The organism is Polynucleobacter sp. MG-28-Ekke-A2 (assembly GCF_035012985.1).
In the GTDB taxonomy this organism is placed as follows: Bacteria; Pseudomonadota; Gammaproteobacteria; order Burkholderiales; family Burkholderiaceae; genus Polynucleobacter.
In genome coordinates, this window is sequence record NZ_JAYGQU010000008.1 from 71,088 (window position 1) to 96,418 (window position 25,331).

At 46.6% G+C, this 25,331-nt stretch carries 26 protein-coding genes; 8 read left to right on the forward strand and 18 right to left on the reverse strand.

The window, feature by feature from the left end:
- Positions 1-18: 18 nt before the first annotated feature.
- The 4 genes from apbC to VC188_RS06815 all read right to left on the reverse strand — a co-directional run bounded on the left by apbC (position 19) and on the right by VC188_RS06815 (position 3,168).
- Entirely contained in the window at positions 19-1,107 is a 1,089-nt protein-coding gene (gene apbC / locus VC188_RS06800; RefSeq protein ID WP_323483453.1) for an iron-sulfur cluster carrier protein ApbC, read from the reverse strand.
- A 130-nt stretch (positions 1,108-1,237) separates the two neighbouring features.
- Positions 1,238-2,179, reverse strand: a complete 942-nt coding sequence (locus tag VC188_RS06805; RefSeq protein ID WP_416350496.1) for an inorganic phosphate transporter — start codon at positions 2,177-2,179, stop codon at positions 1,238-1,240.
- Positions 2,180-2,259: 80 nt separating this feature from the next.
- The gene (locus VC188_RS06810) at positions 2,260-2,907 is read right to left on the reverse strand and encodes a DUF47 domain-containing protein (protein WP_072582997.1); all 648 of its coding nucleotides are present in this window, start codon (positions 2,905-2,907) and stop codon (positions 2,260-2,262) included.
- A gap of 66 nt (positions 2,908-2,973) precedes the next feature.
- Positions 2,974-3,168: a heavy-metal-associated domain-containing protein gene (locus tag VC188_RS06815; protein WP_323483455.1), complete on the reverse strand. Its 195-nt coding sequence runs from the start codon at positions 3,166-3,168 to the stop codon at positions 2,974-2,976.
- 51 nt (positions 3,169-3,219) lie between these two features.
- Between VC188_RS06815 and VC188_RS06820 the strand changes: the two genes are divergently transcribed.
- Positions 3,220-5,487 (forward strand): heavy metal translocating P-type ATPase, encoded by a 2,268-nt coding sequence (locus VC188_RS06820; protein WP_323483456.1) that lies wholly within the window; start codon positions 3,220-3,222, stop codon positions 5,485-5,487.
- 50 nt (positions 5,488-5,537) lie between these two features.
- On the opposite strand, the gene VC188_RS06825 is transcribed toward VC188_RS06820, so the two are convergent.
- A complete protein-coding gene (locus tag VC188_RS06825; RefSeq protein WP_323483457.1) occupies positions 5,538-6,335 on the reverse strand; it encodes a DUF3047 domain-containing protein in 798 nt (265 codons plus the stop codon).
- Positions 6,336-6,382: 47 nt separating this feature from the next.
- Between VC188_RS06825 and VC188_RS06830 the strand changes: the two genes are divergently transcribed.
- Genes VC188_RS06830 through VC188_RS06850 form a run of 5 tightly spaced genes read left to right on the forward strand, consistent with a single transcriptional unit; the run spans position 6,383 to position 11,940 of the window.
- A complete protein-coding gene (locus tag VC188_RS06830; protein WP_323483458.1) occupies positions 6,383-7,879 on the forward strand; it encodes an ArnT family glycosyltransferase in 1,497 nt (498 codons plus the stop codon).
- 49 nt (positions 7,880-7,928) lie between these two features.
- Positions 7,929-8,972: a lysylphosphatidylglycerol synthase transmembrane domain-containing protein gene (locus tag VC188_RS06835; RefSeq protein ID WP_323483459.1), complete on the forward strand. Its 1,044-nt coding sequence runs from the start codon at positions 7,929-7,931 to the stop codon at positions 8,970-8,972.
- A 17-nt stretch (positions 8,973-8,989) separates the two neighbouring features.
- Positions 8,990-10,249, forward strand: a complete 1,260-nt coding sequence (locus VC188_RS06840; RefSeq protein WP_083564240.1) for a glycosyltransferase family 9 protein — start codon at positions 8,990-8,992, stop codon at positions 10,247-10,249.
- 5 nt (positions 10,250-10,254) lie between these two features.
- Positions 10,255-11,046, forward strand: coding sequence for a phosphatase PAP2 family protein (locus VC188_RS06845; RefSeq protein WP_323483460.1), 792 nt, complete (start codon positions 10,255-10,257; stop codon positions 11,044-11,046).
- Positions 11,047-11,052: 6 nt separating this feature from the next.
- Entirely contained in the window at positions 11,053-11,940 is an 888-nt protein-coding gene (locus VC188_RS06850) for a 23S rRNA (adenine(2030)-N(6))-methyltransferase RlmJ (protein WP_323483461.1), read from the forward strand.
- On the opposite strand, the gene VC188_RS06855 is transcribed toward VC188_RS06850, so the two are convergent.
- The 13 genes from VC188_RS06855 to VC188_RS06915 form a co-directional block, all read right to left on the reverse strand.
- Entirely contained in the window at positions 11,937-12,503 is a 567-nt protein-coding gene (locus VC188_RS06855; protein ID WP_072583184.1) for an SOUL family heme-binding protein, read from the reverse strand. The genes VC188_RS06850 and VC188_RS06855 overlap by 4 nt on opposite strands.
- Positions 12,504-12,583: 80 nt before the next feature.
- The gene (locus VC188_RS06860; RefSeq protein ID WP_323483462.1) at positions 12,584-13,528 is read right to left on the reverse strand and encodes an LD-carboxypeptidase; all 945 of its coding nucleotides are present in this window, start codon (positions 13,526-13,528) and stop codon (positions 12,584-12,586) included.
- Positions 13,525-13,983: a tRNA adenosine(34) deaminase TadA gene (tadA, locus tag VC188_RS06865; RefSeq protein ID WP_072583006.1), complete on the reverse strand. Its 459-nt coding sequence runs from the start codon at positions 13,981-13,983 to the stop codon at positions 13,525-13,527. The genes VC188_RS06860 and tadA overlap by 4 nt, the downstream gene beginning before the upstream one ends.
- On the reverse strand, positions 13,984-14,448 hold the full coding sequence (gene queD, locus VC188_RS06870) for a 6-carboxytetrahydropterin synthase QueD (protein ID WP_072583007.1): 465 nt from the start codon (positions 14,446-14,448) through the stop codon (positions 13,984-13,986).
- A 35-nt stretch (positions 14,449-14,483) separates the two neighbouring features.
- Positions 14,484-15,137, reverse strand: a complete 654-nt coding sequence (gene queE, locus VC188_RS06875) for a 7-carboxy-7-deazaguanine synthase (RefSeq protein WP_216157247.1) — start codon at positions 15,135-15,137, stop codon at positions 14,484-14,486.
- Between the two features lie 28 nt (positions 15,138-15,165).
- Entirely contained in the window at positions 15,166-15,894 is a 729-nt protein-coding gene (locus VC188_RS06880) for a hypothetical protein (protein WP_216157250.1), read from the reverse strand.
- Positions 15,870-16,571, reverse strand: coding sequence for a hypothetical protein (locus VC188_RS06885; RefSeq protein ID WP_323483463.1), 702 nt, complete (start codon positions 16,569-16,571; stop codon positions 15,870-15,872). The genes VC188_RS06880 and VC188_RS06885 overlap by 25 nt, the downstream gene beginning before the upstream one ends.
- 64 nt (positions 16,572-16,635) lie before the next feature.
- Positions 16,636-18,534 carry a B12-binding domain-containing radical SAM protein gene (locus tag VC188_RS06890; protein WP_323483464.1) on the reverse strand — a complete coding sequence of 633 codons (1,899 nt, stop codon included), beginning with the start codon at positions 18,532-18,534 and terminating at the stop codon, positions 16,636-16,638.
- 9 nt (positions 18,535-18,543) lie between these two features.
- Positions 18,544-19,341, reverse strand: coding sequence for a ferritin-like domain-containing protein (locus VC188_RS06895; protein ID WP_216157257.1), 798 nt, complete (start codon positions 19,339-19,341; stop codon positions 18,544-18,546).
- 30 nt (positions 19,342-19,371) lie between these two features.
- The gene (guaA, locus tag VC188_RS06900; protein WP_323483465.1) at positions 19,372-20,979 is read right to left on the reverse strand and encodes a glutamine-hydrolyzing GMP synthase; all 1,608 of its coding nucleotides are present in this window, start codon (positions 20,977-20,979) and stop codon (positions 19,372-19,374) included.
- A 36-nt stretch (positions 20,980-21,015) separates the two neighbouring features.
- Positions 21,016-22,479 (reverse strand): IMP dehydrogenase, encoded by a 1,464-nt coding sequence (gene guaB / locus VC188_RS06905; protein WP_215359572.1) that lies wholly within the window; start codon positions 22,477-22,479, stop codon positions 21,016-21,018.
- 26 nt (positions 22,480-22,505) lie between these two features.
- Positions 22,506-22,856, reverse strand: coding sequence for an RnfH family protein (locus tag VC188_RS06910; protein WP_216157716.1), 351 nt, complete (start codon positions 22,854-22,856; stop codon positions 22,506-22,508).
- A complete protein-coding gene (locus VC188_RS06915) occupies positions 22,849-23,280 on the reverse strand; it encodes a type II toxin-antitoxin system RatA family toxin (protein ID WP_215359568.1) in 432 nt (143 codons plus the stop codon). The genes VC188_RS06910 and VC188_RS06915 overlap by 8 nt, the downstream gene beginning before the upstream one ends.
- Positions 23,281-23,305: 25 nt before the next feature.
- On the opposite strand from VC188_RS06915, the gene smpB reads away from it, so the two are divergent.
- Positions 23,306-23,758 carry an SsrA-binding protein SmpB gene (gene smpB / locus VC188_RS06920; protein WP_046330447.1) on the forward strand — a complete coding sequence of 151 codons (453 nt, stop codon included), beginning with the start codon at positions 23,306-23,308 and terminating at the stop codon, positions 23,756-23,758.
- Positions 23,759-23,902: 144 nt separating this feature from the next.
- Entirely contained in the window at positions 23,903-25,315 is a 1,413-nt protein-coding gene (locus tag VC188_RS06925) for a circularly permuted type 2 ATP-grasp protein (protein ID WP_215322276.1), read from the forward strand.
- Positions 25,316-25,331 lie beyond the last annotated feature (16 nt).

The following is a 25,331-nucleotide window of genomic DNA, read 5'->3' on the forward strand; positions in this document are numbered from 1 at the left end:
GCATAAATGTTCAGAGCCTCAGGTGTTTTGAATCACAATGTTCGGAAATTTACTGCTCATATCCTTAGATAGAGTAGCAACACGGATAGCGACCTGTCTAGCAATGCCTTTATAGATTGCGCTAATCGCGCCGTCTGGGTCAGCCACTACTGTTGGGCGCCCAGCATCAGCCTGCTCACGAATCGAAAGGTTTAAGGGCAAGGAGCCCAAAAAATCTACTGCGTATTCTTTACACATTTTTTCACCACCGCCAGTGCCGAACACGTGCTCTTCGTGTCCGCATTGAGTGCAAACATAAGTGCTCATGTTTTCAATAATGCCGATAATAGGTACACCCACCTTCTCAAACATTTTGAGACCTTTACGGGCATCGAGCAAAGCGATGTCTTGAGGCGTAGTAACAATGACTGAGCCTGTAACGGGAACCTTTTGCGCCAAAGTCAGCTGAATATCACCCGTGCCAGGCGGCATATCTACGATCAGGTAATCCAGATCACGCCAACGAGTTTGGCGAAGTAACTGCTCCAGAGCTGAAGTCACCATCGGTCCACGCCAAACCATAGGAGCATCATCATCAATCAGAAAACCTATTGAACTTGCCTGTAAACCATAGGCCTCCATTGGCTCAATCGTATTTTCTTCAATAGAGTCCGGTCTACCGGTAATACCCAACATCATTGGCTGGCTTGGACCATAAATGTCTGCATCCAGAATGCCGACCTGTGCACCCTCAGCAGCAAGAGCTAAAGCGAGATTCACGGCAGTTGTTGATTTACCCACGCCGCCCTTACCACTGGCCACTGCAATAATATTTTTTACACCGGGCAATAACTTCACTCCACGCTGCACTGCATGCGCAACGATTTGACTAGAGATATTGACGCTCACATTTTTGACGCCTGATAATTCACGCAAGGCATTGATTACCGATTTACGAATCGAATCGAACTGGCTTTTAGCGGGATACCCCAGCACAATATCTAAAGAAATATCGCCGCCTTCTACGCGGAGATTTTTAATATTCTTTGCTGTGACAAAATCAATCTTCGTATTGGGATCAACTAAGTTTTTTAGCGCTGCTTGTACCAACTCTGGTGTAACCGACACTACATTCTCCTAATATGGATAACCTTAGAATGGACTTCTAAGTTTTTTAGTATTTTCTTAATTAGCGCTAGCTTACTCGTAGCCGCCAATATTTGCTGAAAGCGCCCTTGAGCACCTTCCGTCTATCACATTAGAAAATCAGCAAACTCAGGTAATAGACTGCCATCGACATCAAAGCTGTGGCTGGGATGGTGAAGATCCAGGCCCAAACGATGTTTCCGGCGACGCCCCAGCGCACCGCGCTGGCTCTCTGAGTTGAACCAACACCGACAATAGCCCCAGTAATTGTGTGGGTAGTCGAAACAGGAACACCCATGGCCGTTGCCGCAAACAAAGTAATGGCGCCACCAGTTTCAGCACAGAAGCCTCCTACTGGTTTGAGTTTTGTCAGCTTTTGACCCATGGTTTTTACAATCCGCCAACCACCAAACATCGTGCCCATCGCAATGGCGATATAGCAGCAAACAATGGTCCATATTGGCGGCATACTTGCGCTGGCATCTGTATAGCCAGTAATGATGAGTAGCAGCCAAATAATGCCAATCGTTTTTTGTGAGTCATTACCGCCGTGTCCAAGGCTATATGCGCCAGCAGAAACCAATTGCAGACGGCGGAACCAGCGATCGGTTTTAGAGAGCGTGACATTTCGGCAAACCCATGACACCAGCAACATCATCAAGGAGCCCAAAAGAAATCCAACTAATGGGGAGATGAAGATAAAAGCAACGGTTTTGATAATACCTGCCCAAACTAAACCGGCAAATCCCGCCTTAGGCAACGCCGCTCCTAGCAAGCCGCCAATCAAAGCATGAGAAGAGCTTGATGGAATGCCATAGAACCAAGTCACCAAGTTCCAGATGATGGCGCCAACCAATGCGCCAAAGATCACGTGGAGATCCACTGCGGCAGGAAGCACAATTCCCTTGCCCACAGTAGCAGCGACACTTAAATGGAAAATGAAGATGGCAAGAAAGTTAAAGAAGGCGGCAAACACCACCGCCTGTTGCGGTTTTAAAACGCCAGTAGAAACCACCGTCGCAATAGAGTTAGCAGCATCATGAAAGCCGTTCATGAAATCAAATGCAAGAGCTAGCACTACTAATAGCGCTACAACCCAAAAGGCTACTTCTGTCGCTGGCAACTTAATTCGCCTTAAGAGTTTTCAAGAACAATGCCTTCAACCAAGTTGGCAACGTCTTCACATTTATCGGTAACTTCCTCGAGCAACTCATAAATGCGCTGGCACTTAATCAGCTCACGCACTTCGATGTCTTCACGGAACAACCTAGTAATAGCAGTAGATAGAAGGCGATCAGCCCCAGACTCTAAGTGATCTATTTCATCGCAAGTCTTTAACGCCGCTTTAGCTACTTCTGGATCAGAGATATCTTTTAATGTAGCAACAGCATTCTTCATGCTGATGCAGCACTGATTACAAAGCTCTGCCATTTGCAACATCTCTGGCGTCATTTGCTTCACGTCATACAAATGCATTGCTTCAGTGCCGTTTTGCAATAAATCAGCTACGTCATCCATCGTATTGATGAGTGAAAAAATTTGGTCGCGATCTATAGGTGTGATGAAGGTCTTATGCAAACGACGATGCACCTCTTTCACAACATCATCACAAGCATGCTCAGCTTTATCTACCTCTTGGGTGTACTTAGCGCGCAAGGTTTCATCACTGTAATACTCAACGAACTTCAAAAAAGATTCGGAGGCGGAAACGATATTGCTAGCGTGCTCATTAAATAGCTCGAAGAAATTACCATCGTGAGGCATTAACTTACTGAAGAACATAAATCACGATCCTTTAGGAACAAAAACTACGGGTTTTGTTATGTTTGCCGACATTCTAAACAATTGCTATTGAACAACTGGAAAGCCGGCATCTGTAATGAGCTGGCTCGCCTGCGCGACAGATAGGGTTGTTTCGAGAGTGACGGTCTGGCTTGCCAAATCCGCCTGAACTTTAGCCTGAGGATCTTGGGTCTGCACTGCCCGAGTGACGGCATTAATGCAGCCCCCACAGGTCATTCCGGAAACCTTTAAACTCAACATATAGGGCCTTTTGCTGTGAATATAGCTTGTATAGAGTAGATTATCTTCTATATGGATCCCCAAAAAGACACTAATTCAGAGCTATTTACTCTAGATATCAGCGGGATGACCTGCGCCTCTTGTGTTGGCAGGGTTGAAAAGGCTCTAGACAAGATTCCAGGAGTGGAAGCAGCCAGCGTGAATTTGGCAACCGAACAAGCCAAAATTCGCGTAAACGCTGATTCCGGGGTCAAAATCGATGACATCATCGCTTTAGTACAAAAAACAGGTTATTCAGCCAAAATCAGTGCGCCCCACGGCATTCCAGAGTTAGCCCCCTCTAAATTATTCTGGGGGACTGATGGTCTGGGTCGTGTCATTCTAGGTTTCAGTCTTTCAGCCCCACTCATTCTGCCCATGTTCCTCATGCCTTTTGGCATTCATTGGTCACTGTCACCGACATGGCAACTATTACTTGCAACTCCAGTGCAATTCTTTTTAGGATGGCGCTTTTATAAAGCAGGCTTCAAATCTCTAATGTCGGGTGTTGGCAATATGGATTTATTAGTCGCGCTCGGCACAAGTGCAGCCTACGGATTAAGTGTGTATCAAATGATTGCATCACCGCATGCAAGTCATGAACTCTATTTTGAAGGATCAGCTGTCATTATCTGCATGGTCATGCTTGGTAAATGGCTGGAAGCCAGAGCCAAGCAACAAACTAGTGAAGCAATACGCTCCTTGCAAAAGCTATGGCCTGAGCATGCCAAAGTCATCGAGCGAAATATTGTGATCAGCGAGAACTCTGCATTAGACCAATTTCGAGATCTTCCTCTAGATCAGGTATTCCCTAAAGATCGCATCTTAGTGCTGCCAGGTGAACGTATACCGGTAGATGGAATCATCTTACTTGGCAATAGCCATGTTGATGAATCCCTCCTCACTGGAGAAAGCGATCCTGTCAAAAAACATCTTGGTGAAAAGGTCATTGGCGGCTCCCTTAATGGTGAAGGCCTAATGGTGATTGAGGCTCAGGCGGTAGGCGTTGAGAGCGTTCTCTCAAAAATTATTTCTTTAGTAGAGGATGCGCAAACCCAAAAAGCACCTATACAAAAATTAGTCGATCAAGTGAGTGCCATTTTTGTCCCTAGCGTGATTGTGATTGCATTCATTACTGGATTAGCGAACTGGTTTTATTTAGACTCTGCATCTGTCGCCATACTGCGTGCAGTCTCAGTTCTCGTTATTGCATGTCCATGCGCGCTGGGTCTTGCAACACCTGCAGCCATCATGGCAGGAACTGGCGTGGCAGCGCGCTTTGGAATCCTCATTAAAGATCCACAGGTATTAGAGTTGGCGCATCGCTTAAACATAGTGGCCTTCGATAAAACAGGCACCCTTACTATTGGCAAACCAAGACTGCTAGAAATTATTCCTTTTGGTGATTCATATGTGCTAGATGACATTCTCGCGAGTGCAGCAGGTTTACAGCTTGGTAGTGAGCACCCTCTTGCAAAAGCACTGTTAGATGCCGCTAAACAAAGAGGCTTAAATCCCATCACACCAACAGACAGCAAAGCCGTGCCCGGTATTGGTATTAGCGGCAGGCCAAGCACTGGCGTTTTCCTGGGCCTTAGTCTGAACCTACAAAGCATTGCATCGTTAGAAGGTAATCCCCACTACTCCGTAATACTTACAAAGGCACAAGCCTGTTTTGATGCCGGTCAAACTGTCTCCGTATTAATGAGCAATGAAAATCCTTCCTCACCCATTGCGATCATTGCCTTTGGAGATGAACTCAAAGATAACGCTCAAGAGGCGGTTACTTCACTACATAAGTTGCATATTCGCGCAGTAATGCTTTCTGGTGACAATATTGCCGCCGCCAATCGTGTTGCCAAAACGATTGGCATTCAAGAAGTGTTTGCACAAATTATGCCTAGTAATAAAGCAGAAATTATTCGCCAACTCCAATCGAAAGATGGTGAACGTCAATTTGTTGCAATGATAGGAGATGGCGTGAATGATGCGCCTGCTTTGGCAACTGCAGATGTGGGCATGGCAATGTCTACGGGCACTGATGTAGCCATGCAAGCTGCCGGGATTACCTTAATGCGAGGCGATCCCACTCTGGTTGCGAATGCTATCGATATCTCTAAGCGGACCTGGAAAAAGATTCAGCAAAATTTATTCTGGGCTTTTATCTTTAATGCCACCGGGATTCCATTGGCAGCACTTGGGTATCTGTCACCCATGCTAGCTGGCAGCGCCATGGCCTTATCGAGCTTCTGTGTTCTTAGCAACGCCCTACTACTCAAGCGCTGGCGTCCTGCGCATTAATTCATAAAAAGCGTTACTTGCTTGCAGATTGTTACTTATTTGGAAGTAAGTTATTTTGGATTCTTGCGAATGAGTTCAATGTCACCGTAATACGCACGCGCTTCTGATTTGGTATTGTCTGTATCGGTGAGTAAGGCGATACCAATGACTTGACCAGGGCTCTCACCGTAGGCACGCTTATAGTCAGCCGCTAAATCGCGCTGATGCTTGTGCCACTGATCCAAACCATCCCAACCGGAATCTACCACAATCATTTTGATGCGAGAGGTATGCGCATTTGGAATAATGGTATCAACAGGGGACTTTCCAGACCAGATGTACATCAGTGTGGCATACGGCATTTCTTGACCACTAATAAGATTAGCCATTTCAAAAGTCATTTTTTCTTTTAAAGGTAGCTTTGACTTATTACCATCGAATGCAACCAAGATACGTAGCGGAGCATCATCTGCGTAGGCATCCGCATTATCAGCATTCATAATTGGGTTGATGGCCTTCCACTCCCATTGCAGCCACAAATTATTTACCTGACGAGGGCGCAACTTCACAGCCAAGCCAGAGGCAGATGTTTTGGAATTAGCGCTAAGCACCGTTTTGCCTTGATAGTTTTCTAAGCGATATACCGTATTCTTTTTAAAGGGTGCTATGCGGTAAAAATTCCAACCATTGGGCATACCAGCCCGCGCAGTTTCAGCAGAGAATTTGGGTAGCTCTTCTTGCGCCGGCAATTGATCCACATTAAATGCCTGTCCTGCCTCGTTTTGCACAGATTCTCCGCCCAGCCCAGCACAGCCAGTCAAAAATACGACTGCACCAAGGATTAAAAGTGAAAGGACTTGCTTGAGCATGTCTTAATTGTCCCAAAGAATGGTCTTTGTGAGACTAAAATTATCGAATGCGCCAACAATCACCTTCCAGCTGGGCTGCAATCTGCGTCCTTATTGCCGCGGTAGTGCACCTGGCTCTGGGCTTTTCAATAGAGTTTTCAGTTGATGAGGCCCACTATGCGCTATATGCCCAACATTTAGCCTGGAGTTATTTTGATCACCCACCGTTGGTGGGTTGGATTCAGTGGCCCTTAGTGACGCTCACCTCTTCAGAAGGCATTATTCGTCTCATTCCAGAGTTGTTGTGGATTCTCTCTTGTTACTTAGTTTATGAAGTTACGGTTGAGGTGCATCACTTTATTCGTGGGCGCAACGCTGGCTATCTCACCAGTGCACTGCCATCAACAAACTTATGTGGACTAATGGCAGTCTTGACAGTTATCGCTGCACCCATGTTGCACATTCTGGCGATCGGTTTACTACCGGATACTTTACTTGCGCCATTAAGTCTTGGTCTGATGTGGATGGCTTTACGGTGGTTAAGTAAAGACCAATTTAGCATTGGCGATTGGATTATTACTGGCGTTTTGTTAGGCCTAGCTGGCTTAAGTAAATACACGGCCGCTTTTACTGCGCTTGCGTTGCTGTTGGTATTTTTGAGTACGCCAAGAAAACCATGGATCACCAAAGTAGGTTTTTGGATTGCCACACTAAGCGCTCTACTCCTGATCACCCCCGTCGTGTATTGGAATTGGGCTAACGATTGGATTTCATTCAAATATCAACTTGCCCATGGTGGCGGTGGAGAATGGCTCTGGCGCAGGCTAGGCGCTTATATCGGCATTCAAATACTAGTCTTTGGTCCTCTTTTCATCTTGGGATCTGTTGTGTTTTTAAAAGACTGCATGCACGCTACAAAACTGTCATTGCTTGCGCTCTTCGGATTCTTTTTGATTCCATTTGCAATTTTTGTCAGCCTCTCTGGCGGAGGTGGACTTCCTCACTGGACTTCGCCTGCTTGGTTCTGTCTCGCACCATTTGCCGGAATTGGCTTAGCAAAAGCTTGGGCTACACAACATCGTTACTGGATTCGTATTTTATTTTTTGTTCAAATTGCTTTATGTTGCATCGGCTTTGGATACGTATTGTCAGGCGGTATTAGTTCGGCCTCAGTCAAGTCCAATCCAATTGCGGATTTGTATGGCTGGAAAGTGGCGGGTCAAAAGGCAGCAGGCCTTGCTAAGGCCACTAAAGCCGATGGCATTGCTGTTCAAAACTGGACCTTAGGAAGTCGAGCTGCTTGGTATGCTTCACCTATACCAGTTTATGTTTTAGACCAGAGACAGGATCAGTTTGATCTCTGGTTTGGGGATGTACCAAAGGGGGTAAATGTACTTCTGATTAGCTGGTCTGGCATGCCATACCCTATACCGGTGGGCAAGAAAGCAGCCTTTCAAGCCTGCGAGCCCTTGGATAGCCTAGAAATCGTACGATTTGGCCGAGTTCTATCTAAATTTGACTTTAGCCTTTGCAGTCACTGGCAAGGCCCTGGTCAAGCGGAGTAATTCCCCCAAATTCAAGACCTTAGGCGCCCGAGGCATTATCCTTACGCTTATGAGTTCACCAGCCCAACCCACCCCAAAGACCCAATCGGGGTGGAAATCCATTCTCAAGAAGGCTTGGCCTACTATTCGCGTTCTACTCTCCGTTGCTCTGCTTTGGAAAGCAACGAGTGGAATTGATTGGCGCTCACTATTTGATACCCATATTCAGATGCAGCCTCTATGGTTCTTGGCGGCTCTAGTAAGCATGATGTTGGCATTTATTTGTGGCGGATATCGCTGGGGCTTGTTTATGCAAAGAGTGGGATTTCCCCGCCGTATTCGCTCTTACATTGGCCTCTACTTTGCCGGCGGTCTCATAAACCAAGGCCTGCCTAGCACCTTGGGTGGCGATAGTTATCGCGCCATTACTGCAACGCATTTGACCAGCACCGGCAATCTCTCGGAAACCAAAGAGTTGGATGATGAACTTCATCACTCAGTAGACCTTGAGCACGCCACTCCTAAATTGCGTTTAAGTTTTTCGATGGTGTTGGTAGATCGCCTTCTTGGTTTAGCGGGTAACAATTTACTAGGCGGGATTGGCTTGATATTGGGCGGCGCTACACTCGCAGCCTGGGGTCAAGATTTGGGCTACGCAGTCATGGCGGTAATGCTGCTTGCTGGCGTAGCAATTGCCCTCATCCTTGCCTGGGGGCCGAGCAAGCAACTCCTGCAAAAGCTCTTAGAACGCTTCAATATGAACAACGCCATGCCTGGTATCCAGCTAGCGTTTGCGTGGCCTAACAATATTGCTCAAGCATGCCTGGCGATTGGCATTCATTTCCTCACTATTTTGACGCTACTCTTTTGTCTTAAGGCTTACGGTGTAGATGCACCCATCGGAGGCTTAATGATTGGCTTACCCGCGCTCAGCCTGTTGCTCATGTTGCCAATTAGCATTTCGGGATGGGGCTTGCGTGAAGCCACCCTTTCATCGGTCCTGGCCTTATGGGGTGTTAACCCCTCGCTAACAGTATTAGCCTCCATTAGCTACGGAGCAATTACTGTTTTATCGGTGTTGCCAGGCGCCTATTTTTTATTAAAACGAAAATAATTTTTTAGAGCCAAAATATGACTATTAGTGTCAACACTATGCGCGCGATTGATCATTGGGTCGGTGTGCCTCTTTGTGCAATCGTTAGCCCATTTATCGCTTTGATTGATCGCATAAAAAATATATTCAATCACGGCCCAGAGACTCCAAAAAAATTACTCTTTATTGAACTCTCGGAAATGGGAAGCGCCATTCTGGTAGATCCTGCAATGCGCAATGCAAAAGCTCGTGGAGCAGAATTGTTTTTCTTGATCTTCAAAAGCAATCGCGCCAGCCTGACTTTACTCAATACCGTTAAACCAGAAAATATCTTCACAATTGACTCATCTAGCTTAGGTGGCTTAATTAAAGATACGCTGCGCTTTCTGATACTTGCTCGCAAGCACCGTATTGATACCGTTATTGACCTAGAGTTGTTCTCTCGATTTACTGCCCTACTGACTGGCATGTGTGGTGCTCGTCGTCGCGTCGGTTATCACATTTTTCATGGTGAAGGATTGTGGCGCGGCTTCATGCTGACCCGCAAAGTACATTACAACCCACATATTCACATTACTAAGAATTTTCTATCTTTAATTCATGCGGCGTTTGCCCAAAAAATTGAAGTTCCATTTAGCAAGATTGAGATTCCGGACTCTGAAGTACGCCTCGAGCAAGCCGTCATCAATCCAAGCGCCCTCGAAAAGGTGCGCGAGCGTATTGAAAAAATGGCTAAAGAGGCCCGCATCAATTACATCTCGGGGAAGGATCGTCTCATTCTGATCAATCCGAATGCAAGCGATCTTCTTCCACAACGCCGCTGGGCACAACAGCGTTTTTCTGAATTGATTCAAGCAATCCATCAGCAATATCCCAACGATCTCATCTTAATTACCGGCTCACCTACTGAGTTTGTCTACGTAGAAAAAGTTCGCGCTGTTGCCAATGTTAAAAATGCATTAAATTTTGCTGGACAGGTCGGCTTTGCTGAGCTGCCACCGTTGTACACGCTATCAGATGTCATGGTTACCAACGACTCTGGTCCTGGTCACTTTTCAGCCGTGACGCCATTGAGAACAGTCGTTCTCTTTGGACCGGAGACTCCAGCCCTTTATGGTTCTGTTGGCAATTCCATTGCGATCACTGCCAATCTAGCTTGCTCGCCCTGCGTAAGTGCTGCCAATCACCGTAAAACCCCTTGTCAAGACAACGTGTGCATGCAGGCCATCACCGTTCCACAAGTCCTGGATAAAGTAATCAAGCAATTGCAAGATGCTGACAAGGCAAAGGCTCGCTAAGCTGGATGAGCAAAAAGGCAATTCCCACATTTTCTTGGTTCATTCCATTAGCTCCCATTGCGCTCGCTTGCGTAATTTACTTTGGCGAGTTTCAAAGCAGTACTTTTTTATTCATTAACCGCTTTACGCAATTACTGCCAGATACCCTTTGGGCCTGGCTTACTTTTTTAGGTAATGGTTGGGGAGTATTTGCACTTACCTTTCCATTGCTGTTACTTGCACCAAGGATGCTGACTGCTGGAATTTTTGCTGGCGGACTAGCTGCATTAGCAAGTACAGCCTTAAAGGGTTTGTTTAATTTACCCCGACCTGCAGGCGTCTTGACTGATGGCAGCTTTCATCGTATTGGTGAAGCGCTACTTTACAAAGCCTTTCCGTCTGGACATACTCTGACCGCATTTGCTATTGCAAGCGCCCTGTACTTTTCCGCAGCTAAAGAAAGGCGCACCCTATTATTGCCGCTATTTTTGCTTGCCACTTTAGTGGGTCTATCACGCAGCGCTGTAGGGGCTCATTGGCTTACTGACGTTTTAGGTGGCGCAGGTGTTGGTATTTGGTGTGGAATGCTCGGGGCCTTTGCGGCTAATCGATTTCCGGAAAATCAACTGGGACCAAGAAAAATCTGGTCGCATCTGATTGCTCTTGGAGGCGTAGTGGCAATTTATGCCCACCTCACCCAAATCATGGATCTAGAGTTAAATCTGCCATTGCAATATGTCTCAATCGTAATTCTAGCTTCTACACTTCTCTTTTATGTGAAGGCGCAATTTACTCAAGCGCCTCGCAAGGCAGAATAATTCAAGATGTTTAGCTATCGACATGCATTTCATGCGGGAAGTCACGCAGACATCCTGAAGCACCTTACCTTAATTCACTTGGTTCAATACCTTCAAGAGAAGCCTGTTGCCATTACCTTTGTTGATACCCATGCAGGTGCTGGCATCTATAGTTTGCAAGATGGCTTTTCTACAGTGAGTAAAGAAGCTGATGGCGGAATCTTTCGCCTCAAGCAATATGTAGAAACTTGCCATCACGCAAACACCCCAATCCCCGAGAGCATCCAAGAGTACTTGAAGTGCATTGATGCTGAGAACATTGAGGGCCATCTAAATACCTATCCTGGCTCCCCCTTTATTCTGGCACGCCTGCTGCGTCCACAAGATCGACTCAAGCTCTTTGAGCTGCACCCCAAAGAGATCGATATTCTGCGCCACAATATTGGCGAACTAAAACAGTCTAAACAGATTGATATTTATGCCGAGGATAGCTTTGCTAGACTCAAAGGACTACTGCCCCCTCCCAGTCGTCGCGGCCTCGTATTAATCGACCCTTCTTACGAAGACAAGCAAGACTATCGCTATCTTGAGCTTGCCATGGAAGAGGCGCTGCAACGCTTTGCCACGGGCTGCTATGCGATTTGGTATCCAGTACTCTCCAGAAGAGAATCGGCAGCCCTACCTGACCGTCTGAAAAAAATTGCTACCGCACATAAACGCTCATGGTTACATACAGAATTACGAATTGAAAATGCGCCTGGCGAACGCCGTTTGCAAGCCAGTGGGATGTTTATTCTCAATCCACCTTGGACTCTAGAAAAACATTTAGCGCAGGCACTACCTACGTTAACAAAGGCTTTAGGCGTCAATGGCGGTGGCCAATTTTTATTGAAGAGCTTCGAAGCTAAGAACTAGTCACGTAAGGTGATCATGACTTCATTGCGACGCATGAAGGGCAAAGTCCAAGGCGGGTTATAACGTGCGAAATTAGGAGTGCCGGCACTTTGCAAATTACGAGACTTCATCCACTGCTCTAGTTCTAGCGTTTTCTCGGCCACTTTCTGGCTATTATAAAAACCACTAAAACTAATGACTGCCCTTTTTACTGCGGGAATTTGGCGCAATTGCACTTGCGGACTCATGGGCTTGGGTATCGATTCCATCGTATATTCAGCAGGCATCACGAACGACACTGTCCATTTGCCGGCTTTAGACTCAATTCCTACCGGTGCAGTCATTGCAATCTTTGCGCTCTTCACCGCTTGATCTTCGACTGTCACTGGCGCAGTCATTGCAATTTTTTCGCTCACTTGATTCTGGCCAAAAATATAAGCAGCAATCAAGCGAAATCCTTGGCTCGAGGCCTCATCTAAATCACCCTCAACTTGTACCTCAGCAACAATCATGGGTGCATAAGAGCGGATTTCAAAGGGTGGTTCTTTTTCGAGAACAGCATATTTTGGCTCTTCGGTTGCCATGACTGCTCCAGTAAAGGTGAGTGCAATGAAAACTAAAAGACTTTTAAAAAAAGAGTTTCCCACACTGGTCTCAGTAAACATTACCACTGTGCTTTAAGTTCAAATCCATTTGAATTGAAATGTAAATCGGCTTGCGCACCAACAGGCAAAGTTAATTTATTGGCCTGATGTCCGAATGGCAGCCCGGTCAAAATTGGAATCGCTTCCGGCAAACGTTTGCGTATCGCCTCAATAGCGCGCTCGAGCGAATACCCCTTATCGTTGTCGTAAAGACGATAGGCAGAAAATCCACCCAACAATATGGCTAATTGATTTGCAAGAATGCCTGCATCTAAAAGTTGCATCAACATTCTTTCAATTCGATAAGGATGCTCATTCACATCTTCCAAAAATAAGATCCCGCCTTGCGTTTGCTGAGCGCTTGGAAGATATGGTGTGCCAACTAAACCAGCCAGAACCGTTAAATTACCGCCCCACAATAAACCTGTGATTGAGTGCGCGTCTTTATTACCCAAGAAAGATTGTGGGGTCGACACTTGGCAATCTAGTCTTCGGTCTTGAGCTGCGGCCTGGAAATGCTTCCACATAAACTCATCCGGCACTACCGGTGAACCATCATCACCCAACCTTCCAAAGTCATAGTTCAGCATCGGACCAGCCAAAGAAATGGCACCAGTTTTTGCTAGCAATCCCAACTGAAAGACAGTGAAATCACTATGACCACATACTTGCAAGCCGTTTTGAATAGCCTTTGCAATTGCTTGCCACTCAATACCGGGTAGCAAGCGATGGAGACCGTAGCCGCCGCGCATAGACATCACTAAAGTCTGAGGTTCTAATTTGGATATGGCATTTAACTCAGTAAGACGCTCATCATCATTGCCAGCGAAGCGTTCATGGCCACGATGTACGCAATCTACGTTATGGATAGTAATACCTTGATGTCCAAACCAGTCAATACCAGCCAATGGGCTTTTACTATCTAAGCTTGCTCCAGAAGGAGCAATGAGGTGAATGGATTTCAACGTCGCCCCTTAAAAAAATCACGCAGCAATTGACCGCACTCTTCACTCATGATGCCACCTTCAACACTGGTCTGGTGATTAATCTGTTTTGAAGAAAATATATCTAGCACGCTACCAGCAGAGCCTGTTTTGGGGTCTTGCGCCCCATAAACCACTCGATCAATCCTAGCATGGAGCATAGCACCGGAGCACATCGCACACGGCTCAAGAGTGACATATAAGGTGCTGCCAGGGATACGGTAATTCTCTTCGGCTAGCGCTGCTTCTCGCAAGGCCAGCATTTCAGCATGAGCACTAGGATCATGGTTTGCAATCGGCTTGTTAAATGCCCTCGATATGACTTGGCCATCCCGAACTAGCACTGCGCCTACAGGAACCTCACCTGATTGCGCTGCCAACTGAGCTTGCTCAATTGCCATACGCATATATTGCTGGTCAAGCTCTGTTTGCGTCATTTACACAACATGCACGTCAGCCCAGCAATTGGGCGTCTCATAAAGACGAATAGAAGAGAGCTCTAAGCGGCCACTAAAAGCTTTACTGAAAACGGGTTTCAATATTACAAAGGCCGCGTTAGCTAAGTTCTCAACAGTTGGGACATGCTCCATGATGACCGTCTTGTGATCAGGTAAGGTTGACAAGAATGCAACCAGCCCTTCATCCTCTTTAGCCACCAAAAATGCATGATCCCAAAGATCTACTACGTATTGGTTTGTTAAGCGTTTGATATCGCCAAAGTCGAGCACCATGCCATCATCTGCTTTGCCAGGATGATCAGCCACTTCACCAGTCAGCGTGACTTCTATTGCATAGCGATGTCCATGCAGATGTCGACATTGACCATCATGATTGGGAATACGATGCCCGGAGTCAAACTCAAGGCGGCGCGTAATGGAGATGGCAGGTTGTTTATTTGTCATTCAGTGCTTAATTAATCCTATTTGAGCTTAGTCAACTATCGAATCCCAATCAGCTTATGAGACTGCAGACTCAACCTCCACAAGGGACGCTTTTGACATAAGCTTACTGCTAACTCAGTATTACTTTTGAGGTTATGCCCATCCATGGGCTGCAAGAAACGATTGCGATAATCCATACCCTCAAAGCGGGCCATGAGTTTTTCTAATGCCTTATGGTCATTTTGCGGGATCACTAGCTTTAACTCATCCGCTTGAAGAACAATCAGATCAGAACCAGCTTTAGGACTTACACAAACCCAATCAACTCCTTTAGGAACTTTAATGGTGCCGTTCGTTTCAATCGCCACTTCGAAACCTTTTTGATGAAGTGCTGCAATCAACTCCTCGTCTAATTGCAAGAGCGGCTCTCCACCTGTGAAAACCACATAACGCTGCTGCGGACCAGCCGAAGTGCTACGCCATGAAGCCTCGATTGCATCAGCAAGTGAGGCAGCAGTTTCAAACTTACCGCCGCCAGCACCATCGCTACCTACAAAATCGGTATCGCAAAATTGACAAATAGCAGTGGCGCGATCTTCTTCACGTCCACTCCAAAGATTGCATCCAGCAAAGCGACAAAATACGGCAGCTCTACCAGTGTGGGTGCCTTCGCCTTGAAGTGTGGGAAATAGTTCTTTAACGGTATACATAGCAGTGCACCTATTTTAAGCGCAATGCCTATTTCCAGGAGATTAACTCCCACTCCAGATAATCCTCCCAGTAGGCATTAGCCCAATAGACCCCGGGAGTGATGTAACGGCCCGAAGAACGCCGAATAACCCAGCGCCCGATTTCTGGCGCAAACCACAAGTCCTCTTGCCGCTCATTGCCGACCCTAAATAGGTCGTTGCTGACAAAATTTGGGATTTCATTATGAATCTGAAATACCAAAAATTGCCCTGCAGGGGTCTGAATGCGCTCCCATTGCGATGCAGTCATGCCAAGACCCCAGTAATAACTGCCATCAGGGTATCCCGGCACTTGATATTGGGTTGTAAAGAATTCATTCCAGCCGGCCTGCAATTGTAGGGGCCATATCGGGATAGGCTTTGAGAATTTCTGAGCTGGCTTCCAATGGGGGTCTTGCACAACAAAACCCCAGGGTGATTGGATTTCATCAGGAAGCGATCCCGCCTTAAGACTCGTACGAGCAATACGTACTTCATTACCAACGGAAACTACTCTTTCGGTGACGGTATCTACAATCTCTTGATTAAATACATTTCGAACTTGATAAACCCATTCTTGACCAACCTTGGGTGCCCTTACAACTGGAGCCAGTATGGGCTGAGGCTCAAGAATACCCCGGGGGTAGGGCTGGGATGAGATGCATGCCGCCAGCAAGACTGGCAGCATCAATAAGACAAAGCGACGTAACGTGCTTACTTGTAAGAAGTCAGCTGCCATTGAAAACTATCCTCTAAATTTGGCATGCCTAACTGCCCCTGAATCATGTACGAACCAGAGGACTCTCGTGCTACCCAGCGCCCAATACTCGGCGCAAACCAAATCGTTTCTTTGCGAATGCAATTGACCTTATTGTCATCATTGCTCTCATAGTTAATGAGGTTTTGATAACGCAAGGTTAAGAATGTTCCTGCAGGCACAGTAATCTGCTCCCAGCCATGCGCACCCATAAATTCCTGCCAGCCATAAGCCGTATCGGAATAGCCCGCAATTTTGTATTTAGTGTTGAGTTGTTTATTCCAACTGGAAGTCAGCTCTGTTGGCCATAACGGGATAGCTGGATTAAAACTAATCGTTCGAGACCATTGTGGATCGGTCTGCACAACACCCCATGGGCCCTGCACTTCATTTGGCAGCTTGCCACCGGTTTCGTCCGTACGCTCAATCACAATGGCAGAGCCAACGCTAGCAACGCGCTCAGTAATAATTCCTAAGTTTTTTCCATCAAACACATTACGCTTGATATAAGACCACTCCTGACCTACTTGCGGAGCGCGAACTGTTGGCAGGGGGATTGGTTGAGTAACTGGCGTCCCGCGCTCATAGGAAAGAGGAAGGCCACAAGCTACTGGAGCTAATGCTGCTGACGCAATAAAAGTGCGACGCGATAAATTCATGGATTTCTCCTGCGTTAATTGAGAACTTGACAAAATAATTGTAAGTCTGATTTATAGAGGTGGGTTAGCGATATAAAGCCTTCTCAATAAAACTCTTAGAAACTGTTGTCTTAGGTACCGCAACGCCCAAACCATCAAACCAAGACTGAGTTTTTATCTCAAATCCTACGCCATGCATATAGTTATAAATGGCCTTTTTTAGCCCCTGACCAAGGATGTCATGATCAACTCCAGTAGGATCAATAAAGGCAACATCATTCTTGGCAAAGGTGATTTCTGGCAAAGGAATGAGTTCAATTCCATACTCTTGTGGATTTTGACCTACAGGAGAATGTACGGTACAGATAAAACGATGAAAGAATCCGCTTTGTATGCAGCCATTCTCAAATAACTGTCTCACATATTCCAATGCATCCACCGTCTCTTGGGCGGTTTGTGTAGGAAAGCCATACATTAAGTAAGCATGGACCAAAATGCCGGCATCGGAGAAACCCTTGGTAACTTGAGCAACCTGCTCAACCGATACGCCCTTTTTCATGAGATTGAGTAGGCGATCAGAGGCCACTTCGAGACCTCCAGACATCGCAATGCATCCACTCTTGGCTAACAGCTCCGCCAATTCAGGTGTGAAGGTTTTCTCAAAGCGAATATTGCCCCACCAAGAAATTAGCACCTTGCGGCGAATGAGCTCCTCAGCCAGTGCTTTTAATATTTTAGGTGGCGCAGCTTCATCGACAAAATGAAATCCTGTCTGCCCAGTTTCCTGAACAATTTGCTCAATACGATCTACCAATAAACTGGCTGACGCAGTTTCATAACGAGAGATGTAATCAAGAGATACATCGCAGAAGCTGCACTTTTTCCAATAACAGCCATGCGCAACAGTCAGCTTGTTCCAGCGGCCGTCACTCCATAGGCGATGCATCGGATTAAGCATATCCAAAAGAGATAAATAAGAATCCAGCGGTAACCCATCCCAAGTGGCAGTACCAACCTCTTCAAAAGGCACATCAAGTTCTTGCCAATTGAGGTATTGCACTTGATTGCTAGAATTGCGAATAAAGGTACGCACTAATCTTTCGGTGGAGCGTTTGCCGCTGATATGCTCAAGTAAAGCAAGCAATGGCCTCTCCCCAGAATCTAGCGTAATGAAATCCACATAATCAAAGATACGAGCGTCGGATAACGCTCGAAGCTCAGTATTGACATAACCACCACCCAAAGCAATCTTGATTTCTGGATGTGATTTTTTAATTACCTGAGCTATACGCAAGGCCGCATACATTGCCCCGGGGAAGGGTACGGATAGGAGCACTACATTCGGCTGGTGACGCTCAATCGCTTTACTGGCTAACTCTTGTAAATGCAGGTCCATGAGCGTTGGTTTAGCCTGGAGCGCACCAGCCAAAGGTGTAAAGGTAGGCTGACTACTTGCCAAGGATTCTGCATAACGCACGAATTCAAAGCGGTGATCAACAGCATCACGCAATACATCAGATAAATCATTGAGATAAAGGGTGGCTAAATGACGCGCCCTATCTTGAGACCCTAAAGCGCCAAAGGCCCAAGACAAAGGATCGCCCGCCTCTTCATCATCAAATGCATCAAGAGAAGCAAAGCGTGGGCCCTCCGGTAAAAAATCCCGGGTATTGATGCGATGACTTAAAGTGCTATCGCGCCCCTGTAAGAAGCTAATCGTTGGGGCAATAGTAGATTGATAGGAATCAAAGTAGTCTAGGAAAAAATTGACGCTGGCACTGCGACTCTCCTCAGGAACATTGAGGGCTTGAGCATGAATCTCAGACATGCCCTCTGGAGTAAAGAAACTGAGCACTAAAGCTAAGGCAAGATCCTCTTGAACGGCATCAACACCACGAGACCTCAAGAATCCCGTGAGATACGCCGTAGAAGGATACGGCGTGTTCAGTTGGGTCATGGGTGGAATGAGGCTCAATACCTTCATGTTCATCTGCTATGCCCCGAGAAGGCTTAACTCTTCGGATGTGAAACCAGCTTGCTTGCGGGCCTCCATATTGAATGGGGGCTTTAAAACAGGCGCACGATATTTGGCAGCCAACTCTCGATAAGCAGTGATTGGAGAAATATTATCTTGAGTACATAAGAAATTAAACCAACGATTGCCAATCAATACATGGCCGATTTCATCATTGAGAATAATTTCCAATATCTCCACCGCACGAACTTCTTTAATTTGTTTGAAGCGATCCCGAATCGCTGGTACCGCATCTAAGCCTCTTGCTTCCATTGTTCTGGGTACCAAGGCCATTCTGGCAATTACAGAATCCGTTGTTCGTTCGACCATCTCCCACAAACTATTGTGGGCGGGGAAATCTCCATAAGAAAACCCCAGCGCATGCAAATACTCATTTACTAAACTGAAGTGATAGGCCTCTTCTTTGGCAACCTTTAACCAGTCCTCATAGTATTCCTTGGGCATATCTGGGAAACGCCAGATTGCATCTAGCGCAAGGTTCATCGCATTAAATTCAATATGGGCGAGTGAGTGCAATAAGCCCGCCCTTCCTTCAGGGGTATCCATTCTTCTTTTAGGAACAAGCTTAGGAAGCACTAATTCTGGCTTTAGCGGACGCCCAGGCAAAGAAAGGCCTTGAGCATCTATCTTATGGGCAACATCCAGAGTAATTTGTTGTTTGTGATAGCTACCAAACAAACTGAATAACTGACTTACTTTGTTTTGTGCATCAGTGCTTACTAGGATTGCGAGTGAAGCTTCGCGTAACTCAAGCATGAATATTGGCAGGCTTAAATCGCCTACCCCTTATTCCCACTCGATCGTTGCGGGTGGTTTTCCACTGATATCGTATACGACACGGTTAATGCCGCGCACTTCATTGATGACACGATTGGAAACCTTACCCAACAACTCATGTGGCAAGTGCGCCCAATGCGCTGTCATAAAGTCTTGGGTTTGGACTGCTCTGAGAGCAACAACATATTCGTAAGTTCTACCATCACCCATCACACCAACTGACTTCACCGGCAAGAAAACAGCGAACGCTTGGCTAGTAAGGTCATACCAAGATTTTTGACTTGCTTCATCAATCGTATTGCGCAACTCTTCAATGAAAATGGCGTCAGCACGTTGCAGCAAGCTCGCAAACTCTGCTTTGACCTCACCCAAAATCCGCACGCCAAGACCTGGCCCTGGGAATGGATGGCGATACACCATCTCACGAGGAAGACCTAAGGCCACTCCAAGTTCACGGACCTCATCCTTGAAGAGCTCACGCAAGGGCTCAAGCAATTTGAGATGCATGTCTTCAGGTAAGCCACCAACGTTATGGTGACTCTTGATCGTGTGTGCACCCTTCTTGCCCTTACCTGCAGACTCGATGACGTCAGGGTAGATCGTTCCTTGGGCAAGCCACTTAGCATTCTCGATTTTTCCAGACTCAGTCTGGAAAATTTCTACGAATTCTTTACCGATGATCTTCCGCTTAGCTTCTGGATCGGCAACACCAGCCAACTCACCCATGAATTTTTCTTTGGCATCAACGCGGATAACCTTCACACCCAAATTGCGTGCAAACATTTCCATCACCATATCGCCTTCATTTAAACGAAGCAAGCCATGATCTACAAATACGCAAGTCAATTGATCGCCAATCGCACGATGAATTAAAGCTGCCGCAACACTGGAGTCGACACCGCCAGACAAGCCCAGAATGACTTCTTCATTTCCAACTTGCTTGCGAATATTCTCAACTGCTTCTGCAATGTAGTCACCCATTACCCAGTCAGGTTTGCATTGGCAAATCTCTTGTACAAAGCGCTCAATGATTGCAGTGCCTTGAAGGGTATGAGTGACCTCTGGATGAAACTGAAATGCATAGAAGCGACGCTCTTCATCCGCCATGCCAGCAATTGGACAAGACTCAGTAGAGGCCATCAACTTAAACGCAGGCGGCATTGAGGTGACTGAGTCGCCATGACTCATCCACACCTTCAAAATCCCATGACCTTCGCTGGTGGAGAAGTCCTGAATGCCTTTAAGCAAATTTGTGTGCCCACGAGCGCGCACTTCGGAGTAACCAAACTCACGCGCTTTACCTAAGGACTCTGCAGAGGCAACTGCACCACCCAACTGAGTAGCCATGGTTTGCATACCGTAGCAAATTCCTAAAACAGGAACACCAAGCTCAAAAACGATTTGAGGCGCACGGGGGCTACCATCTTCGGTTACCGAACTTGGACCGCCAGAAAGAATGATGCCTTTGCCACCTTGCTCCTGAACAAACTTACGAATGAATTCAGGATCGCAATCGTAAGGATGGATCTCTGAATACACACGTCCATCGCGCACACGTCGAGCAATAAGTTGAGTTACTTGTGAACCAAAGTCGAGAATCAGTATTTTGTCGTGCACGAAAAGATCAGCCTTTATTTCAGCTTTTTTTAGTTGTTAATCAATATGGTAATTTGGCGCTTCTTTAGTGATTTTCACATCATGAACATGCGACTCGCGCACGCCAGCTGAAGTGATTTCTACGAAGTTAGCTTTTTCATGGAGCTCATCAATGGTCTTGCAACCGAGATAGCCCATAGAAGAACGAATGCCGCCAGTGAGCTGATGCAAGATTGCCAATACGCTACCTTTGTATGGCACCTGACCTTCAATACCTTCTGGCACTAGCTTCTCTGCATTCGCAACAATATCGCTTTGGAAGTAACGATCAGCAGAACCATCCGCCATCGCGCCCAAAGAACCCATACCGCGATAGCTCTTGTAAGAACGTCCTTGGTATAAGAATACTTCGCCTGGGGCTTCTTCGGTTCCAGCGAACATACCACCCATCATGACTGAACTGGCGCCAGCAGCTAATGCTTTTGCAACGTCACCTGAGTAACGTATGCCACCATCAGCAATCAATGGAATGCCAGTGCCCTTAAGGGCGGTTGCCACATTCACAATCGCAGTGATTTGTGGAACGCCTACGCCAGCAACAATACGTGTTGTACAAATTGAGCCAGGGCCAATACCAACCTTGACACCATCAGCGCCATGATCAGCTAATGCCTTAGCAGCATCACCAGTAGCAATATTGCCGCCAATCACTTGCACATGTGGATAGTTTTTCTTAACCCACTTCACGCGATCCAATACGCCTTGGCTATGGCCGTGAGCTGTATCAACTACGATCACATCAACACCAGCGCGTACCAATAACTCAATACGCTCATCGTTATCCGGGCCAACGCCTACTGCTGCGCCAACGCGTAATTTACCTTCGCTATCTTTACAAGCATTCGGATGTTCGGTTGCCTTGAGGATGTCTTTAACAGTAATGAGGCCACGCAGTTCAAACTTGTCATTGACAACCAATACACGCTCTAAACGATGATGGCTCATTAAGCGTTTTGCTTCATCCAATGAACAGCCTTCTTTCACGGTAATCAAACGCTCACGTGGAGTCATCTTGGTTTTTACTGGAGCATCTAAGTCTTCTTCGAAACGCAAATCGCGATTCGTAATAATGCCAACAACCTCTTTACCAACGAGCACTGGGAATCCTGAGAAACCATGTTCACGAGAAAGTTGGATCACTTGACGCAAAGTGACATCTGGACTAATCGTGATTGGATCACGCAGAACACCAGATTCATATCGCTTCACTTTAGCCACCTCACGCGCTTGCTCAGCAGGCTTTAAGTTTTTATGAACAATACCAATGCCACCCTCACTAGCCATAGCAATTGCCAAACGACCTTCAGTGACGGTATCCATAGCTGCGGACACCAATGGTGTGTTGAGTGAAATATCTCGAGTTAACTTACTTGCCAAGCTGGCATCTCGAGGGAGTACCGATGAATAAGCCGGTACGAGGAGCACATCGTCAAAAGTGAGTGCTTTTTGAATGAGTCGCATGCAAAACCCCTAGTCGCAAAAACAGATTATAGCCTCCTAGCCTTTCTTTTAGCTGCGGCAGCCTGGAATTTGGCATCCTGGTTCTGATTAGCCTTCTTACGCCGAACCGTCTTAGGGTCGATTAATAGCGGGGAATAGAGCTCTAGACGATCTCCAGGATAAATGGGACTATCCCAGTCCTTGCGCTTACCAAAGACCCCGAAGCAGCCTTTTCTGGCTAAAACAGGGTCGTCTGGACCAACTGCGATTCCAGCTCTAATGAGGGCTAGACCAATCGTAGGTGACTCTTTGGCTGATAGAAGGAGCTTGAACGCCTTAAGTTCTGGCTTACCCTGCCTGGCATCACAGAGAATGAGGTCAAGCGAGCGCTCAGCCATAGAGGTCTTCGGCACGCTTTACAAAGCAGTCAACAAAAGTGCCGGCTATATGTCCAAATACTGGGCCAATAATCTTGTCCAGAATGACGCTCTTGAACTCCCAGTGCAGCTTGAACTCCACCTTACAAGCATCTTCCCGCAAAGGGATAAAGTTCCACTGCCCAGAGAAGTGCTTAAACGGACCGTCTACAAAGACCATATCAATCGTTTCAGGGCGGTGATTCACATTTCGAGTATGAAAATACTGGGTAATGCCCTTGAAATGAATATTAATTTTGGCGTCGAGCACGGTCTCAGTCTGCTCAAAAATTTCTACCCCGCCACACCAAGGCAGGAACTCAGGATAGCGGGCGACATCGGTCACTAAGCCGTACATACGGTCGGCTGATTGGCCAATTAAAACGGTCTTGTAGACGTCTGCCATAATCGTTCTTGAGAGCTAAATAAATATGAGTATCGTCGATAACAAAAAAGCCTTCTTTGATTATTTTATCGAGGAGCGCTTTGAGGCAGGGCTTGTGTTGGAAGGCTGGGAAGTGAAAGCCATCCGCGCAGGTCGCGTGCACGTGAAAGAAGCGTATGTTGTCATTCGCCAGGCGGAGCTATTTTTGATCGGCTGCCATATCACCCCACTGCTCTCAGCTTCCACCCATATCGTGCCCGATAGCACCCGCACTAGAAAGCTCCTGCTCAATGCCATCGAAATTAAAAAACTCATCGGCAAAGTGGAGCAAAAGGGCTATACCCTGGTACCCCTAAACCTGCACTTCTCCAAAGGCAATGTGAAGTGTGAGATTGGTCTGGCCAGAGGTAAGAAGCAACATGACAAACGCGCAGCCACCAAAGAACGTGAGTGGGAAGTCCAAAAAGGCCGTATCGCTAGAGGCGATCTAAACGCTTAATTTCTCGCCTAAGCCCATAAAAACTGGGGTAGACTGCCCTTAGGGCGAATATTTGAGCATTTATGCACCTTTATAGTGCAATTCAGCACCAAGCCGCTTCAAACCCTTCATTCCAGCTTTTATAAGGGCGTTAGTTTGGTAACTATGAAATTGCCTTTTGACGAAATGCTCGACGCCGCAGGCAAAGCGCGTCCCCACTACCAAATCTTTCACAACTGGCTGAAGCAGCAAAGTGACACCCTCATGGGTCTCAAACGCGCTGAAGCAGATCTGATCTTTAGAAGAGTGGGCATCACCTTCGCCGTCTATGGAGATGACCTAGGTTCAGAAAGAACCATTCCTTTCGATCAAGTACCGCGCATCTTTACTGCCAAAGAGTGGGAGCAATTAGAAGCTGGATTACGCCAACGAGTCAAAGCACTTAATCGCTTTATCTACGACGTGTATCACGATGAAGACATTATTAAGGCAGGCATTGTTCCAGCTGAACAGATTTATAACAATGCGCAATATCGCCCCGAAATGCGCAACGTCAGCATACCGCGCGACATCTACGCACAAATTGCTGGAATCGATATCGTTCGCGCCGGCGAAGGTGAGTTCTACGTTTTAGAAGATAACTTGCGAGTTCCATCTGGCGTGTCTTATATGGTTGAAGACCGCAAGATGATGATGCGACTCTTCCCTGACCTCTTTCAAAAATATCGCATTGCTCCTGTAGAGCACTACCCCGATCTTTTATTGGAATGCCTCAAGTCAGTTAAACCGGATGACGTTAAAAAACCAAACGTTGTTGTGTTGACTCCAGGCATGTATAACTCCGCTTACTTTGAGCACAGCTACCTCGCGCAGCAGATGGGTGTTGAGTTAGTAGAGGGTAAAGACTTATTTGTGAAAAATGAACAAGTCTTTATGCGAACTACTCAAGGGCCTGAGCGCGTTGATGTAATCTATCGCCGCGTTGATGATGACTTCTTGGATCCGTTGGCATTTCGCTCTGACTCCACCCTGGGTGTTGCAGGACTCTTATCTGCACACCGCGCTGGTAACGTGACACTGGCAAATGCAATTGGCACTGGTATTGCTGATGACAAATCTATCTATCCATATGTACCCGAGATGATCGAGTTTTATCTTGGTGAGAAACCGATTCTTAATAACGTTCCCACTTTCCAGTGCCGTAAGGCAGATGACTTAGCTTATACATTAGCCAATCTGGATAAGTTGGTGGTGAAGCTGACCCATGGTGCCGGTGGATATGGCATGTTAGTTGGTCCGGCATCAACCAAAGCGGAGATTGAAGAATTTAGAACTCATCTCATCGCTAATCCAGATAAATATATTGCGCAACCTACATTGGCACTATCCACCTGCCCTACCTTTGTTGAATCAGGCGTTGCTCCAAGACATATCGACTTAAGACCCTTTGTTCTCTCAGGCAAAACTATCAAGATGGTTCCTGGTGGATTGACTAGGGTTGCACTCAAAGAAGGCTCTTTAGTAGTGAACTCCTCCCAAGGTGGCGGAACTAAAGATACCTGGGTATTGGAAGAGTGAATGAAGAGTATGGGGA